Here is a 15,533-nt window from a genome sequence, read left to right on the forward strand (position 1 = left end):
TTACCGGGCGGTAGCGGCGCTTTTGGCCCACCGGCGCCGCGTCGTGCAGGACGGCGCGGTGCCCTCTGACGTCAGTCCGCTAGTGGCGGAAATGGCGCATGCCGGTGAACACCATGGCGACACCGGCCTCGTCCGCGGCCGCTATCACCTCGGCGTCGCGCATCGACCCGCCCGGCTGGATCACCGCGGTGGCGCCGGCCGCGATCGCCGACAAGAGCCCGTCGGCGAATGGCAGGAACGCCTCGGAGGCGACCGCGGAGCCGCGCGTCAGCGGCTCGGAAAGCCCCATCGCCTTGGCCGCCTCCTCGGCCTTGAGAGCGGCGATCCGGGCCGAGTCGACGCGGCTCATCTGGCCCGCGCCGATGCCCGCGGTCTGCCCGTCCTTGGCATAGACGACGGCGTTCGACTTGACGTGCTTGGCGACCTTGAACGCGAACTTCATGTCCGCGAGTTCCTGCACCGTCGGCGCCCGTTTGGTGACGACCTTCAGTTCCAGGTCCTCGACCACGCCGTTGTCGCGGCTTTGCACGAGCAGACCGCCCGAAACGGTCTTGGCGGCGAGGCCGGGCGTGCGCGGGTCCGGCAGCCCGCCGGTCACCAGCAGGCGCAGGTTCGGCTTGCCGGCAATGACCGCGCGCGCCGAAGCGTCGGCGTCCGGCGCGATGATGACCTCGGTGAAGAGCTTGACGATCTCTTCCGCCGTCTCGGCGTCCAGCACGCTGTTGAGGGCAATGATGCCGCCGAAGGCGGAGACCGGGTCGCAGGCGAGCGCCCGCTGGTAGGCCGTCTTCAGCGTCGGACCGGTGGCCACGCCGCACGGATTGGCGTGCTTAATGATCGCGCAAGCCGGACCGTTCTCCGGCAGAAATTCCGCCACCAGTTCGAACGCGGCATCGGTGTCGTTGATGTTGTTGTAGGACAGTTGCTTGCCCTGCAGCAGCGTCGCCGTGGCGACGCCGGGCCGGGTTTCACCGGTGACGTAGAACGCCGCCCCCTGGTGCGGGTTCTCGCCGTAGCGCATCGCTTCCTTCAACACGCCGCCGATGGTGCGGAAGGCGGGCGTTGCGATGTCGAGCGCCTCGGCGAACCAGTTGGAGATCGCCGTGTCGTAGGCGGCGGTGCGTGCAAACGCCTTCGCCGCCAGCTTCTGGCGGAAGGCGTAGGTGGTGTTGCCCTCGGACAGCTCCTCGACGAGGGCGGGGTAGTCCGACGGGTCGGTGACGATCGCCACATAGGCGTGGTTCTTGGCCGATGCCCGGATCATCGCCGGCCCGCCGATGTCGATGTTCTCGACCGTCGTCGGGTAGTCGCCTCCCTTGGCGCGCACCTCCTCGAACGGGTAGAGGTTGATCACGGCGAGGTCGATGGCCTCGATGCCGTGCGCCGTCATCGCCGCGACATGGTCGGCGTCGTCGCGGATCGCGAGCAGGCCGCCGTGGACGTTCGGATGCAGCGTCTTGACGCGGCCGTCCATGATCTCGGGAAATCCGGTGATCTCGGAGACGTCGGTGACGGGAAGGCCGGCGTCGCTGAGTGCCTTGTGGGTGCCGCCGGTGGACAGGAGCCTGACCCCCTTTTGCACCAGCGCGGCGGCAAGCTCGACGATACCGGACTTGTCGGATACCGACAGCAGCGCGGTTCGGACCGGAACGCGGTCGGGGGTGGGAATTTTCTTGGACGCAACGGCCATGGCGGATCTCCGGGAGGTGGGGCCGGCGCCCGAGCAGCCGCCGGTGGAAACATGCGCCCCGTTAACACACGAGCGGTGGCGAGGAAACCGGCAATTTCCGCCTCATTGGCGCTGTCGGCTAGCGACCGTGCCGGCGCATCAGCCACTGCACCTCGGGCAGGCTCCCCAGCGGCATGGTCAGCGTCAGTTGGCGGGCCGGGCGAATGCCGGACGGATCGGCAAAGAAGACGTCATCCTCCTCGACCACCGCCACGTCCAGGCACGAGAAGGCCCAGCGCTCGCCGTCGTGCGCGATCAGTTGGATCTCGTTCTCGCCGGCCGCGGCAATGCGGATCGCCGGGTGGATATGGAAGCGCACGACGGCCACATCCTTGCCGGCGTCGGGCGCGGTCCCATCGGCTTTGCTGAACCGTTCGCGCCCGCGGATCTCGGTACCGGCCGCATTGATGTAGAGGTCGCGCTCGTAGATCAGTCCGAAGTTGTCGAGATAGCCGTCGTGGCTCGCGGTCAGCCCGTCGCATCCGTCCTGCCGGTCGTAGCGGACGACATCCACATTGGCCACGCCGCCGAAGACAATCGGGCCGAGATAGCGCGAGTTGGAGATCCGGGCCGACGAGGTATCGTTGAGGGTGGCGACGGAATGGGCGGCCGTCGCCCGCGACATCTGCCGGATCGCCTCGCCGGCGAATCGGGGCAGGCCGGAATTGACGAAGTAGCGGTGCCGGCCCGACGACATCTCCAGCGACAGACAGCCGGCCGTCGCCGTTGCCGACAGAGCCACCGCAAGAGGCTTGCCAGTGTCGACGATCAGGGTGGTCTCGCCCGTCGAAATCCGGTCGTAGCCCGTCTGCGGCAGGGCGCGAAACGGCTCGCCGGAGGTCTCGTCGTAGCGCAGCACCGACAGGAGCTCGTTGGCAAGCGTATAGGTGGCGCCGTTGAACAGTGCGAGTTCGCCGCCCTGGTGGCGGAAGAAGCGCAGCGCCGGGTAGATCCGGTCGATGCAGGGAATCAGCCGCTGCGGCACGTCATGACCGAGATTGACGTAGGTCTGCCGTAGCGGCAGCAGGTCGAACAGCAGGTCCAGGCCGACCCGGGGATTGCGCGAGACGTGGCCGCCGTCGGCGAGGATCTGCCGGTCCAGTTCGCGGTCCAGGTGCTTGGCGGCGCGGCGGATGGCCGTGGCCGAATTCGGCATGGAGATCGAGGCGGCGGCGAGCGCGATCCGCGCGCGCAGGCGGGTCTCGCCGTCGCGGGTCGTATCGGCAATGTGGCGAAGGTAGCGGACCTGGAAGGCGAGGCTCTTCAGAAACCTGCGGTAAAAATGATAGTCGGCGTCGCGCAACACGACCGGCGAGTGCGAGAGCCAGGCCATGATCCGCTGCGCCATCACGTCCGGGCGCCAGGCGATGCCGGCAATGACCCGCCCGTGCGTCTCGATCCAATCGCCGATCACCGTGCGCACGACGGGGGCTGCGGTATCCTTGTCCGCGGCGCGCATGTGCCGGAGCCAGCCGAAGGCATGCAACCGGCACGCGAATTCTTCCGAGGGCAGATCGAGATCGAAAGGGGATTCGCCCTCGCATTCGAGCATTCGCCCGGCCAGCGGAAAACGGCCGGCAACGATTTCTTCCGCGGTAAAGGAATCGGTCGGGCGCAGGTCCGTCGGCGCAACCAGAAGACGGTCCGGCGTGCGGCCGGTGAATCTGAGCGCGGACACGCGTCCGACCGCCAGCCGCCGCGAGAAGCGGCGCCAGGTCTCATGCGCGTAGAGGTAGATGAGCCTCTGCCGGTCCGAAAGCCGCATACTTAACAAACTCTTTCCTGCGCCCCATTGGTAGGCGCCGGACTCCGTTACGTCAATTCGCGGCGGCGACCCGACTGTTGATGAGGGTTGTCGATGCAGCCGCCGACGCCGCACCGCGGCGGCGGTCACCCGTCGCGCCGCAGCAACACAGCATAGAAGCCGTCGAGCCCGCCGCCCGGACCGACGGCGCCCGACAGCATGTCCGGCGTCGTCCGCACCTCGCCGAGCGGCGTGATGGCGGCCTCCAGCCCGGGCCAGGCGGCCGGATCGATCGGCACCCGCGACCACTCGGGTGTGTCGCCCAGAACGCGGGCGGTCACGTCCTCGCCCTCCAGCGGATCGAGCGAGCAGTTCGAGAACACCAGATGACCGCCGAGCCTGACCAGGCCGAGCGCGTGGCGCAGCAGGCGTTCCTGCAACAGCGCAAGTTTCTCGATATCCTTCGGCCCCTTGGTAAAGGGGACGTCGGGATGGCGCCGGATCGTCCCGGTCGAGGAGCACGGCGCGTCGAGCAACACCGCGTCGAAGAGCGTTTGCGGCCGGAAATCCAACAGGTTGGTCCCGACAGTGTCGGCCGTCAGACCCAGACGGTCGAGGTTGGCCCTGAGCCGCTTCAGCCGGTTCGCCGACTGGTCCAGCGCCGTCACCGCGGCACCGGCCTGCGCCAGTTGCGCCGTCTTGCCGCCCGGCGCAGCACAAAGGTCGGCGACCTTCAGCCCGGCGAGGGCAGGGAAGAGCCGCGCCGGAATCGCCGCGGCAGCGTCCTGCACCCACCATTCGCCCTCGTCGAACCCCTCGAGATCGGGAATCCGGCCGGAATAGCCGGAAAGACGCACCGAACCGGTCGGCAGGAGATGGCCGCCGAGCCGCGCCGCCCAGGTCGCCGGATCGCCTTTGACGGTAAGGTCGAGGGCGGCGGGCTGAAGCGTCGATTCCGCAATGCGCCGCGCCGTATCCGCCCCGTAGGCCTGTTCCAGCCGGTCGAAGAGCCAGGGCGAAAGGACCGGCAGCGACTGCGTCGCCGCGAGATGCGGTCCCTTTTCGCGAGCGAGGCGGCGGAGCACGGCGTTGACCAGGCTGGCAAAGCGGCGGCTGCGGGGATCCGAACGCGCCTGCTCGACGGCGAGGTCGACGACGGCGTGGTCGGGCACATCCAGATAGAGTATCTGCGCCGATGCCACCGTCAGCACATGATAGAGCGCGCGGGCGCCCTGCGGCAGCGGCGTTTCCACGAGCGAATCGAGGATGGCCTGGATGCGCGGCAGGTGCCGAAGTGCCGTATGGAGGATGGCGCGGACCAATGCGCGATCCGCCTCGTTCAGCGCGCGATAACCGGGGTTGCCGTTCTCCGCGTCAAGCATGCCGTCCAGCGACGTCTGACGGTCGATCACCGCCGCCAGCAGCCTGGCGGCGACCTGGCGCGCGGCGAGGCCGGGCTTATCGGGCAGCGACGGACCCTTGCCGGCGTGTCGTTGCGTTTGTTTCGGATGCGTTTCGTTTCTGCGATCGGATGTCACGACCAGGGACCCTTGGGTGGCTCGGAACCACCGCGCCCCCAGCCGGTCGGCGGAACGGAACGCGATTTGCGCCCGGGCTTATCAGCCTGCGTCGGCCGCGTCGAGGCCTGCCCCATTTCCGCCGCCATCCGCTCCAGCGCGGCGATGCGGTTGCCGGTGTCGGGATGGGTGGAGAACAGGTTGTCCATGCGCGCGCCGGACAGGGGATTGATAATGAACATGTGCGCCGTGGCCGGGTTGTGCTCGGCCTCGTCGTTCGGGATTCGCCCGGCCGCCACCGCGATCTTCCGCAGCGCCGACGCCAGCCACAGCGGATTGCCGGCGATCTCGGCGCCGCGCCGGTCGGCTGAGTATTCGCGCGTGCGGCTGATCGCCATCTGCACCAGCATCGCGGCGAAGGGGGCGACGATCATCGCGATCAGGATGCCGACGAAACCGAGCGGATTGTTGTTGTTGTCGCGGTTGCCGCCGAAGAACAGGGCGAAATTCGCCAGCATCGAGATCGCGCCGGCGATGGTCGCCGTGATCGTCATCGTCAGCGTGTCACGATTCTGCACATGGGCGAGTTCGTGCGCCATCACGCCCGCCACCTCCTCGTAGGAAAGCGCCTGCAGCAGGCCGGTCGAGGCGGCGACCGCCGCGTTCTCGGGATTACGGCCGGTGGCAAAGGCATTTGGCTGGGCGTTGTTGATGACGTAGACGCGCGGCATCGGCAGGCCGGCCCGGGCGGCGAGGTCACGGACGATGCCGTAATATTCCGGGGCGCTGCGCTCGTCGACCTCCTTGGCGCCATACATCGACAGCACCATCTTGTCGGCGTTCCAGTAGGAGAACAGGTTCGTGGCCGCCGCGACCAGAAGCGCGATCATCATGCCGCCGCGACCGCCGATCAGAAAGCCGACGGCCATGAACAGCGCCGTCAGGAAGGCCAGCAGCATTGCCGTTCGGACGAGATTCATCGGGCGTCTCCAGGGTCAGGGGCGACAATGCGATGTTTCACGTGAATCAACGCTTTGCCGCCGTTGTCGTTGCGCCTATATGTTGGGAGCGGCGGTGATTTCTTCAATACGGCTCGGAACCGGACTGGCAATGCAAGGCGACAACGACAACAGCAGCGGCAGTGGTCGCATTCTTCCCCCGGCGGCTCTTCGCGCCCTTAAGGAGGCCGAGGAGCGGCGTGCCGCGAAAGTGCCGGAGGAGCAGCCGCGCGAGATCGGCGGCCGCGGCGGTCTCGACCCGTCGCGGTTCGGAGACTGGGAGATCAACGGCCGGGCGATCGACTTCTAGGTCCGATTGCCTGCAGCGCAAGCTGTGGCTGCGTTGTGCCACCGCGGAGCCGCAGGCACCTGGTAGGCATCCTCGCGGGGAATCCGGCTAAGTAAGAAATTCGGCAAGACTGTCGGACGACCGTCTCAACGGAGCGCGTTGCCTCGCTCGGCAGGTATTCCAGCGGTCGCCAGGCACGCACATCCGGTGGCGGCCGCCCGGCCGCCACGATTCTTTGGCTCCCACGCCCTAGCCGGCGGCGCGGTTTTGCCGGTTCTCGATCAGGTCGTCGACCACCGCCGGATCGGCCAGCGTCGAGGTATCGCCCAGCGCGCCGAAATCATCCTCGGCGATTTTGCGCAGAATCCGGCGCATGATCTTGCCGGAGCGGGTCTTCGGCAGCCCCGGCGCGAACTGGATCTTGTCGGGCGTGGCGATCGGTCCGATTTCCTTGCGCACGTGCTTGATCAGGTCCTGCCGCAGCTCGTCCGTGCCCTCCTGGCCGGCCATCAGCGAGACGTAGCAGTAGATGCCCTGTCCCTTCAGGTTGTGCGGATAGCCGACGACCGCAGCTTCTGAGACCATGTGGTGCGACACCAGCGCCGATTCGACCTCGGCCGTACCGAGCCGGTGGCCGGAAACGTTCAGCACGTCGTCGACCCGGCCGGTAATCCAGAAATAGCCGTCCTCGTCGCGCCGGCAGCCATCGCCGGTGAAGTACTTGCCCTTGTAGGTGGAGAAATAGGTCTGGACGAAACGCTCGTGGTCGCCGTAGACCGTGCGCATCTGCCCCGGCCAGCTGTCGGTGATGCAGAGATTACCGTCGGCCGCGCCCTCGATCACCTTGCCCTCGTTATCGACCAGTTGCGGTTGCACGCCGAAGAACGGCCGCGTCGCCGAACCGGGCTTCAGATCCGTCGCGCCGGGCAGGGGGGTGATCAGGATGCCGCCGGTCTCGGTCTGCCACCACGTGTCGACGATCGGGCACCGGTCTTCGCCGACGGTGTGGTAGTACCACTCCCAGGCCTCGGGGTTGATCGGCTCGCCGACCGAGCCGAGCAGCCGCAACGACGAGCGCGACGAGCGCTTGACGAAGCCGTCGCCGGCGCCCATCAGCGCCCGGATCGCCGTCGGCGCGGTGTAGAAGATATTGACCTTGTGCTTGTCCACCACCTCCCAGAACCGGCCCGGATCCGGAAAGTTCGGCACGCCCTCGAACATCAGCGTCGTGGCGCGGTTGGCAAGCGGGCCGTAGACGATGTAGGAGTGTCCGGTGACCCAGCCCACATCCGCGGTGCACCAGTAGACATCACCGTCATGGTAGTCGAAGACGTACTTGTGCGTCATCGACGCGTAGACGAGATAGCCGCCCGTGGTGTGCAGCACGCCCTTCGGCTTGCCGGTCGAGCCCGAGGTGTAGAGGATGAACAGTGGGTCCTCGGCCTTCATCTTGGCCGGCGGACAATCGCGCGGCACGCTCGCCACCTCGGCGTGGTACCAGAGGTCGCGGCCGGGAGCCCAGGCAATCTTGCCGCCGGTGCGCCGCACCACCAGAACCTTGTTGACCAGGACATGCTGCTTGGCGGCGATGTCGATCGCCGTGTCGGTGTTCTCCTTGAGCGGGACCGGCTTGCCGCCGCGCACACCTTCGTCGCAGGTGATGACGAAGGTCGACTGGCAGTCGACGATGCGCCCCGCCAGCGCGTCCGGCGAAAACCCGCCGAACACGACCGAATGGATCGCGCCGATGCGCGCGCAGGCCAGCATTGCATAGGCGGCCTCCGGGATCATCGGCATGTAGATGGTGACGCGGTTGCCCTTCTTCACGCCGTGCTTCTTCATCACGTTCGCGAGCCGGCAGACATGCTCGTGCAGCTCGTTGTAGGTGATCTTCTTGTCGAGATAGGGGTTGTCACCCTCCCAGATGATGGCCACCTGGTCGCCATGCGCCTTCAGGTGCCGGTCGATGCAGTTGTAGGAGACATTGGTGATGCCGTCCTCGAACCAGCGGATCGAGACCTTGCCGGAAAACGACGTATTCTTGACCTTCGTATAGGGCTTGAACCAGTCGATCCGCATGCCGTGCTTGTCCCAGAAGCGCTCCGGGTCCTCCACGCTCTCGCGATACCACTTCTGATAGGTATCGTTGTCGATCAGGGCGCGGTTTTTCGCGGATTTCAGGACCGGATAGGTCTTGGCAGACATGAACTCCTCCTCATGCGCTTGGCCGGGCCTTGCTCCTCCGGCCCGCTCGATCTTCGCCATTCATATCAGGTCAAAGCCTTACGGCAATTAGACAAAGGTCATTTGTCGCTTGTAGAATTGCATTTCCGCGACAGTAGCGCTATAGAGGTGCCCAATTCCCGGAAATCAGTGGTTTGCACCCACGGCCCGCGACACCGGCGCGGACGGACAGAAGGATTGTATCCATGGCTCAACAATTGCTCATGCCCAAGGCGACGGCGGTCTGGCTGGTCGACAACACGGCGCTGTCGTTCGACCAGATCGCGCAGTTCTGCAAGCTGCATCCGCTTGAGGTCAAGGCGATCGCCGATGGCGAATCGGCCCAGGGCATCAAGGGTCTCGACCCGATCGCTACCGGCCAGCTCTCGCGCGAGGAGATCGCCCGCGCCGAGGCCAACCCGAATCACAAGCTGAAGCTTTCCGAGCCGAAGGTGCGCGTGCCCGAGTCCAAGCGCAAGGGGCCGCGTTACACGCCGGTCTCCAAGCGCCAGGACCGTCCGAACGCCATTCTCTGGCTGGTGCGCAACCATCCCGAGCTGAAGGATGCGCAGATCTCGCGCCTGGTCGGCACGACCAAGGCGACGATCGAGCAGATCCGCGAGCGCACCCACTGGAACTCGGCCAATCTGACGCCGATGGACCCGGTCACGCTCGGCCTCTGCTCGCAGATCGACCTCGACCTTGAGGTCGAACGCGCCTCGAAGGGCCGGCCTCTGCCGACCGCCGCCGAACTCGGAGCCACGCTCGAATCCGCGCAGGAGACGGAACGGTTGCCCTATGGCAACGAGCGCGAGGAGGAGAAGGAAATCGACGCCGAGGCCGTGTTCGCCAAGCTGAAGTCGCTGAAATCCACGCACACCGACGACGAGGACGATCTCTAAGCATCCCTTGCCATTGCGGGAAAAGCCCGGCCAGCTGGCCGGGCTTTTTTGTTTCGCGCTCCTATCTACCGGTCGGCGCTCAGAGCCCGATCCCGCGCGCCTGTAGCGCATCGCGAATTTCGTCGAGGATGACCGGATCGTCGATAGTGGCCGGCATCTTCCATTCCTGCCGGTCGGCAATCTTCTGCATCGTTCCCCGCAGGATCTTGCCGGAGCGCGTCTTCGGCAGCCGCTTGACGCAGACGGCGGTCTTGAAGGCCGCGACCGGGCCGATCCGCTCGCGCACCAGCGCCACCACTTCCCTTTCGATCACCGATGATTCACGTGAAACACCGCTGTTGAGCACGAGGAAACCGGCGGGGATCTGCCCCTTCAACGCGTCGGCGATGCCGATGACGGCGCATTCCGCCACGTCCGGATGGCTGGCGCAGACCTCCTCCATTGCCCCGGTCGAAAGCCGATGGCCGGCGACGTTGATGATATCGTCGGTGCGCGCCATGATGAAGACATAGCCGTCCGCATCGACGTAACCGGCATCGGCCGTCTTGTAGTAGCCGGGGAACTCGGCCAGGCACGCCTTGCGGAACCGGTCGTCAGCGTTCCAGAACGTCGACAGGCATCCCGGCGGCAGCGGCAGCTTGACGGCGATGTTGCCGAGCGTGCCGGGCGCGACCGGGTGTCCGCCGTCGTCCAGCACATGGATCTCGTAGCCGGGCAGGGGGACCGTGGGCGAGCCGTGCTTCACCGGCAGCAGGCCGAGCCCGACCGGATTGCCGGCCATCGGCCAGCCCGTCTCCGTCTGCCACCAGTGGTCGATCACCGGGACGCCCAGGACCTGCTCGGCCCACTGCAGCGTGTCGGGGTCGGCGCGCTCGCCGGCCAGAAACAGCGCCCGCAGCGCGGACAGGTCGTAGCCCGGAACGAGCGCCCCGGAGGGATCTTCCTTGCGGATCGCCCGGAATGCCGTCGGCGCGGTGAAAAGGGTACAGACGCGGTGTTCCTGGACCACGCGCCAGTAGGCACCGGCGTCCGGCGTTCCCACCGGCTTGCCCTCGTAAAGCACCGTGGCATTGCCATTCAGCAGCGGCCCGTAGACGATGTAGGAATGGCCGACCACCCAGCCAATGTCCGAGGCGGCCCAGAATACCTCCCCCGGCGCGACACCGAAGAAGTGGCGCATGCTCCAGGCCAGCGCCACCATGTACCCGCCGTTGTCGCGCAGCACGCCCTTGGGCTGGCCGGTCGTGCCCGATGTGTAAAGAATATAGAGTGGATCGGTCGCGGCCAGCCGTGCGCATGGCACGCGCGTGCCGGCACGGCGTGCCGCAGCCACCGCAGTGGCGAAATCGACGTCGCGGCCCTCGACCATCCCGGCTGCCAGTTCCGGCCGCTGCAGCACAAGGCAGCGCTCGGGCTTGCAGGCGGCCGCGTCGATCGCCGCGTCGAGCAGCGGCTTGTAGGCCACCAGCCGCCCGGGCTCGATGCCGCAGCTGGCGGAGACCACCAGCTTCGCCCCGCAATCGTCGATGCGGCTCGCCAGTTCGCTCGCAGCGAAACCGCCGAACACCACGGAGTGGATAGCGCCGAGCCGGGCGCAGGCCAGCATGGTGAAGACGGCTTCAGGGACCATCGGCATATAGATGACGACGCGATCGCCCCTCCCGACGCCCAGCCCGGACAATACTGCGGCGACGGCTTCGACCTCGACCAGCATGTCGCGATAAGAAAAGCGGTCCTGCCGGCCGGTGACCGGACTGTCGTAGATCAGCGCCGTCTGCTCGCCACGGCCGGCCTCAACGTGACGGTCGAGGCAATTGTAGCAGGTGTTGGTCTCGCCGTCGGGAAACCAGTGTCCGTAGACCCCGCGCCCGCCGTCGAAGGCAGTCGTCGGCGCCTTCATCCAGTCGATCGCTTGCGCCGCTTGCGCCCAAAATCCTGACGGGTCTGACCGCCACTCGGCGTAGGTGGCTGCATAGCTGCTCGCCATATCGTTCTCCTCCCGTATGCACACGGCCGTCGGTGACGGCGACCTCCGGGATCGAGAATAAGAGACGGCCGTCGTCGCCGGAAGCCAGACCAAAGGGCTAGATCTGGGCACGCCGCAATTGCCAAACCGCAAGGACCGGCGGGAAGGGGCGGCCGCTCGCGTTCAGCGGCTGCCGAAGATGGCCGATCCCACCCGGACGCTGGTGGCGCCGAAGGCGATGGCGGTCTCGTAGTCGCCGGACATGCCCATCGAAAGGCGATCGAGACCGGATGCCTTGGCGAGTTTCGCCAGCAGCGCAAAATGCGGACCGGGATTTTCCTCCGCCGGCGGAATGCACATCAGCCCCTCGATCACCAGCCCGAGCTCGTCGCGGCAAAGTGTGACGAAGGCGGCCGTGTCGTCCGGAGCGATTCCCGCCTTTTGCGGCTCGAGGCCGGTGTTGACCTGAACATAGAGCCGCGGCCGGCGCCCTTGCTGCGCCATCTCCGCCGCGATGGCGCGTGCAATCTTCTCGCGGTCAATGGTCTCGATGACATCGAACAGCGCGACCGCATCCGCCGCCTTGTTGGACTGCAATGGGCCGATCAGGTGCAGTTCGAGACCCGGACAATCGCCGCGAAGCCCGGGCCACTTGCCCTGCGCCTCTTGCACGCGGTTCTCGCCGAAGGCGCGATGGCCGGCCGCGATGGCCGGACGGATCGCATCCGCATCGAATGTTTTCGACACGGCGACGAGCGTGGCCGCGTCGCCCGCACGGCCGGCGGCCAGGGCGGCCTTGCGCATGCGCGCGCGAACCTCGTTCAGACGGTCTTCCAGTTCCATGCCGGCCTCCGATCGCTCCATCACGCCCGCACTAGCGAAAACGCGCCGGCTTGCCAAGGCCGGCTCGCGTCCCGGAACACCGTCAAAACCTTGACGCTACCGCGGTTTCATGGTGAAGGTCTCGCCACGTATTGACTTGGGGCCTTGCCCCTCCAGCTTTTCCGGAAACATCGACGACATGGCCACCGAACGTTACAACCCGCGCGATGCCGAGCCCCGCTGGCAGGCAAAATGGAACGAAGACAATGTCTTCCTGACCAGAAACGACGACCCGCGGGAAAAGTACTACGTCCTCGAGATGTTCCCCTATCCTTCCGGGCGCATCCACATGGGCCATGTGCGCAATTACGCCATGGGTGACGTCGTCGCCCGCTACAAGCGCGCACGCGGCTACAACGTGCTCCATCCGATGGGCTGGGACGCCTTCGGCATGCCCGCCGAGAACGCGGCGATGGAGCGCGGTGTGCACCCGGCGTCCTGGACCTACCAGAATATCGGCTCGATGAAGGCGCAGTTGAAGGCCATGGGCCTCTCGCTCGACTGGTCGCGCGAGTTCGCGACCTGTGATGTGGAGTACTACCAGCACCAGCAGCACCTGTTCCTCGATTTTCTGGAGAAAGGCCTGGTCTATCGCAAGCAGTCCAAGGTGAACTGGGACCCGGTCGACAACACCGTGCTTGCCAACGAGCAGGTGATCGACGGACGCGGCTGGCGCTCCGGTGCGCTGGTCGAACAGCGCGAGCTGACGCAGTGGTTCTTCAAGATCACCGACTTCTCCGACGAGCTACTGCAGTCGCTGGATACGCTCGACCAGTGGCCCGAGAAGGTGCGGCTGATGCAGAAGAACTGGATCGGGCGGTCGGAAGGGATGCTGATCCGCTGGGAGATCGCCGACGGCGCCGGCCTGACCGAAGCGCCCGAGGTCAGCGTCTACACGACGCGCCCCGACACCCTGTTCGGCGCCTCGTTCCTGGCGATCTCCGCCGACCATCCGCTGGCCAGGGACGCGGCCGGCAACAACGCCGCCATCGAGGCGTTCTGCGAGGAGTGCCGCCGCGCCGGCACGTCGCTGGCAGCGCTGGAGACGGCCGAGAAGAGGGGCATCGACACCGGCGTCCGCGTTCGTCATCCGCTTGATCCCGACTGGGAGCTGCCGGTCTACGTCGCCAACTTCGTGCTGATGGACTATGGCACCGGCGCCATCTTCGGCTGCCCCTCCGGCGATCAGCGCGACCTCGACTTCGCCCGCAAGTACGACCTGCCGGTGGTGCCGGTGGTCATGCCCGAAGGCGGCGATCCAGCCACCTTCGCGATCGCCGACGAGGCCTATGTTGGCGACGGCGTGATGATCAACTCGCGCTTTCTCGACGGCCTGACGACACAGGCTGCCTTCGACGCGGTGGCGACCCGGTTGGAACAGACCCTGCTCGAGGGCGGGCCGCAGGGCGAGCGCAAGGTCAATTTCCGCCTGCGCGACTGGGGCATTTCCCGCCAGCGTTACTGGGGCTGCCCGATCCCGATCATCCATTGCGAGGCCTGCGGCGTCGTCCCGGTGCCGAAGAAGGACCTGCCGGTCAAGCTGCCGGACGACGTTTCCTTCGACAGCCCCGGCAACCCGCTCGACCGCCATCCGACCTGGCGCCACGTCGGCTGCCCGCAATGCGGCAGGGATGCCCGGCGCGAGACCGATACGATGGACACCTTTGTCGATTCGTCGTGGTACTTCGCCCGCTTCACGGCGCCATGGGAGAACCGGCCGACCGATCCCTCCGCAGCCAATGGCTGGCTCCCGGTTGACCAATACATCGGCGGCATCGAGCATGCGATCCTGCACCTGCTCTATTCCCGCTTCTTTACCCGGGCCATGCAGGTCGCCGGGCACCTCGACCTGAAGGAACCGTTCAAGGGCCTGTTCACCCAGGGCATGGTGGTGCATGAGACCTACAGCCGCAGCGAGGGCGGCAAGCGCGAGTGGGTGACGCCGGCTGAAGTCCATATCGAGGAGGTCGATGGCAAACGCCGTGCCGTCCACGTCGAATCCGGCGAAGAAGTCGCCATCGGTTCGATCGAGAAAATGTCGAAGTCGAAGAAGAACGTCGTCGACCCGGATGACATCATCGCCTCCTACGGCGCCGACACGGCCCGCTTCTTCGTGCTGTCCGATTCGCCGCCCGACCGCGACGTGATCTGGTCCGAGGCCGGCGTGGAGGGTGCGCACCGCTTCGTCCAGCGAGTCTGGCGGCTCGTTTCCGAGGCTGCCGACGTGCTGAGATCGGCCCAGCCGGCGCTCGGCAGCGACGGCGAAGCGCTGGCCGTGTCGCGTGCCGCCCACCGCACCCTGAAGGCGGTCCAGGCCGACTTCGACAAACTCGCCTTCAACAAGGCCGTCGCCCGCATCTACGAACTGGTGAATGCGCTGGTTGCGCCGCTGACGGCGGTGTCAGGCGGCAAGGCGAGCGCGGAGCTGGTGTCGGCCAGCCGGAACGCTGTCGAGATTCTGGTCGCGATCATTGCGCCGATGATGCCGCATCTGGCCGAGGAATGCTGGGCCGCCATCGGCGGGCGTGGTCTCGTCGCCACTGCCGGCTGGCCACACTATGACGAAGCGCTGGTAGCCGACAACGAAATAACCCTGCCGGTGCAGGTCAACGGCAAGAAGCGCGGCGATTTGACAATCGCCCGCGATGCGGATCAGATGACCGTCGAATCGGCGGTTCTGGCGCTGGAGGCGGTCCAGGCCGCCCTGGCAGGCAAGACGCCGAAGAAGATCATCGTCGTTCCGCAGAGGATCGTGAATGTTGTTGTCTGACGGTTCGCGCATGAAGAGGCTGGCGGCTTCGGCCTGCCTGCTCGCCGCACTTGCCCTTGTCACCGGCTGCCAGGTGCAGCCGCTCTACGCAACGGGGTCGTCGGTCGCCCGAGAGACCGCATCGATCTCGATTTCGCCGGCCGAGGACCGCGTCGAGCAGCGGGTGCGCAACGAGCTGGTGTTCCTCTTTGGCGGCGGCAAGGGCGAGCCGGTCCAGTCGCTGTACAACCTCCAACTCGTGGTCAAGGCGCGCGATTTCGACGTCCTCGTGTCGTCTTCCGACGACGTCGCCCGGGCAGGACGCATCGTCATGACCGCCGACTACAACCTTGCCAAGGCGGAATCCGGCGAAACGATTCGGTCGGGACAGCGCCAGGTCGTTGCCCTTGTTGACTTCCCTGTTCAGGAGTTTGCCAAGATCCGTGCGATCCGCGACGCCGAGAACCGCGCAGCACGCGAGCTCGCCGAACTCATCCGCGCTGATCTGGCCGCCACACTGGCAAAAAATTAGCC

At 66.4% G+C, this 15,533-nt stretch carries 11 protein-coding genes; 4 read left to right on the top strand and 7 right to left on the bottom strand.

The genetic code is table 11. The features are described 5' to 3' along the window. Positions 1–79: 79 nt before the first annotated feature. The 4 genes from purH to htpX form a co-directional block, all read right to left on the bottom strand. Positions 80–1,690, bottom strand: a complete 1,611-nt coding sequence (gene purH / locus ACXAGF_RS19650; protein ID WP_475019051.1) for a bifunctional phosphoribosylaminoimidazolecarboxamide formyltransferase/IMP cyclohydrolase — start codon at positions 1,688–1,690, stop codon at positions 80–82. Between the two features lie 118 nt (positions 1,691–1,808). Continuing rightward, positions 1,809–3,494 carry a heparinase II/III family protein gene (locus tag ACXAGF_RS19655; protein WP_475019052.1) on the bottom strand — a complete coding sequence of 562 codons (1,686 nt, stop codon included), beginning with the start codon at positions 3,492–3,494 and terminating at the stop codon, positions 1,809–1,811. Positions 3,495–3,619: 125 nt separating this feature from the next. After that, on the bottom strand, positions 3,620–5,011 hold the full coding sequence (locus ACXAGF_RS19660) for an RsmB/NOP family class I SAM-dependent RNA methyltransferase (RefSeq protein ID WP_475019053.1): 1,392 nt from the start codon (positions 5,009–5,011) through the stop codon (positions 3,620–3,622). Continuing rightward, positions 5,008–5,970 (bottom strand): zinc metalloprotease HtpX, encoded by a 963-nt coding sequence (gene htpX, locus ACXAGF_RS19665; protein WP_475019054.1) that lies wholly within the window; start codon positions 5,968–5,970, stop codon positions 5,008–5,010. The genes ACXAGF_RS19660 and htpX overlap by 4 nt, the downstream gene beginning before the upstream one ends. Before the next feature lie 130 nt (positions 5,971–6,100). Here htpX and ACXAGF_RS19670 point away from each other — a divergent pair, with 130 nt between their 5' ends. Then, complete coding sequence (locus tag ACXAGF_RS19670) at positions 6,101–6,298, top strand: DUF1674 domain-containing protein (RefSeq protein WP_475019055.1); 198 nt, start codon at positions 6,101–6,103, stop codon at positions 6,296–6,298. Between the two features lie 228 nt (positions 6,299–6,526). Here the strand turns inward: ACXAGF_RS19670 and acs are convergent, their stop codons facing one another. Next, positions 6,527–8,482, bottom strand: coding sequence for an acetate--CoA ligase (acs, locus tag ACXAGF_RS19675; RefSeq protein ID WP_475019056.1), 1,956 nt, complete (start codon positions 8,480–8,482; stop codon positions 6,527–6,529). A gap of 224 nt (positions 8,483–8,706) precedes the next feature. Here acs and ACXAGF_RS19680 point away from each other — a divergent pair, with 224 nt between their 5' ends. Continuing rightward, complete coding sequence (locus ACXAGF_RS19680) at positions 8,707–9,402, top strand: DUF1013 domain-containing protein (protein ID WP_475019057.1); 696 nt, start codon at positions 8,707–8,709, stop codon at positions 9,400–9,402. A gap of 79 nt (positions 9,403–9,481) precedes the next feature. Here ACXAGF_RS19680 and ACXAGF_RS19685 read toward each other — a convergent pair whose 3' ends face one another. Beyond that, positions 9,482–11,389, bottom strand: coding sequence for an AMP-binding protein (locus tag ACXAGF_RS19685; RefSeq protein ID WP_475019058.1), 1,908 nt, complete (start codon positions 11,387–11,389; stop codon positions 9,482–9,484). A 162-nt stretch (positions 11,390–11,551) separates the two neighbouring features. Beyond that, positions 11,552–12,211, bottom strand: coding sequence for a YggS family pyridoxal phosphate-dependent enzyme (locus tag ACXAGF_RS19690; RefSeq protein ID WP_475019059.1), 660 nt, complete (start codon positions 12,209–12,211; stop codon positions 11,552–11,554). 178 nt (positions 12,212–12,389) lie between these two features. Here ACXAGF_RS19690 and leuS point away from each other — a divergent pair, with 178 nt between their 5' ends. Together leuS and lptE are read left to right on the top strand one after the other, a co-directional pair. Then, positions 12,390–15,020: a leucine--tRNA ligase gene (leuS, locus tag ACXAGF_RS19695; RefSeq protein ID WP_475019060.1), complete on the top strand. Its 2,631-nt coding sequence runs from the start codon at positions 12,390–12,392 to the stop codon at positions 15,018–15,020. Beyond that, the gene (lptE, locus tag ACXAGF_RS19700) at positions 15,007–15,531 is read left to right on the top strand and encodes an LPS assembly lipoprotein LptE (protein ID WP_475019061.1); all 525 of its coding nucleotides are present in this window, start codon (positions 15,007–15,009) and stop codon (positions 15,529–15,531) included. The genes leuS and lptE overlap by 14 nt, the downstream gene beginning before the upstream one ends. Positions 15,532–15,533: the final 2 nt, after the last annotated feature.

The organism is Mycoplana sp. ABR4_002 (assembly GCF_056159645.1).

Bases quoted from the DNA above. Each gene is read 5' to 3' on its own strand.
- acs (WP_475019056.1), bottom strand. From the start codon at position 8,482: ATGTCTGCCAAGACCTATCCGGTCCTGAAATCCGCGAAAAACCGCGCC.
- ACXAGF_RS19685 (WP_475019058.1), bottom strand. From the start codon at position 11,389: ATGGCGAGCAGCTATGCAGCCACCTACGCCGAGTGGCGGTCAGACCCG.
- ACXAGF_RS19670 (WP_475019055.1), top strand. From the start codon at position 6,101: ATGCAAGGCGACAACGACAACAGCAGCGGCAGTGGTCGCATTCTTCCC.
- ACXAGF_RS19655 (WP_475019052.1), bottom strand. From the start codon at position 3,494: ATGCGGCTTTCGGACCGGCAGAGGCTCATCTACCTCTACGCGCATGAG.
- htpX (WP_475019054.1), bottom strand. From the start codon at position 5,970: ATGAATCTCGTCCGAACGGCAATGCTGCTGGCCTTCCTGACGGCGCTG.
- purH (WP_475019051.1), bottom strand. From the start codon at position 1,690: ATGGCCGTTGCGTCCAAGAAAATTCCCACCCCCGACCGCGTTCCGGTC.
- leuS (WP_475019060.1), top strand. From the start codon at position 12,390: ATGGCCACCGAACGTTACAACCCGCGCGATGCCGAGCCCCGCTGGCAG.
- ACXAGF_RS19680 (WP_475019057.1), top strand. From the start codon at position 8,707: ATGGCTCAACAATTGCTCATGCCCAAGGCGACGGCGGTCTGGCTGGTC.
- lptE (WP_475019061.1), top strand. From the start codon at position 15,007: ATGTTGTTGTCTGACGGTTCGCGCATGAAGAGGCTGGCGGCTTCGGCC.
- ACXAGF_RS19690 (WP_475019059.1), bottom strand. From the start codon at position 12,211: ATGGAACTGGAAGACCGTCTGAACGAGGTTCGCGCGCGCATGCGCAAG.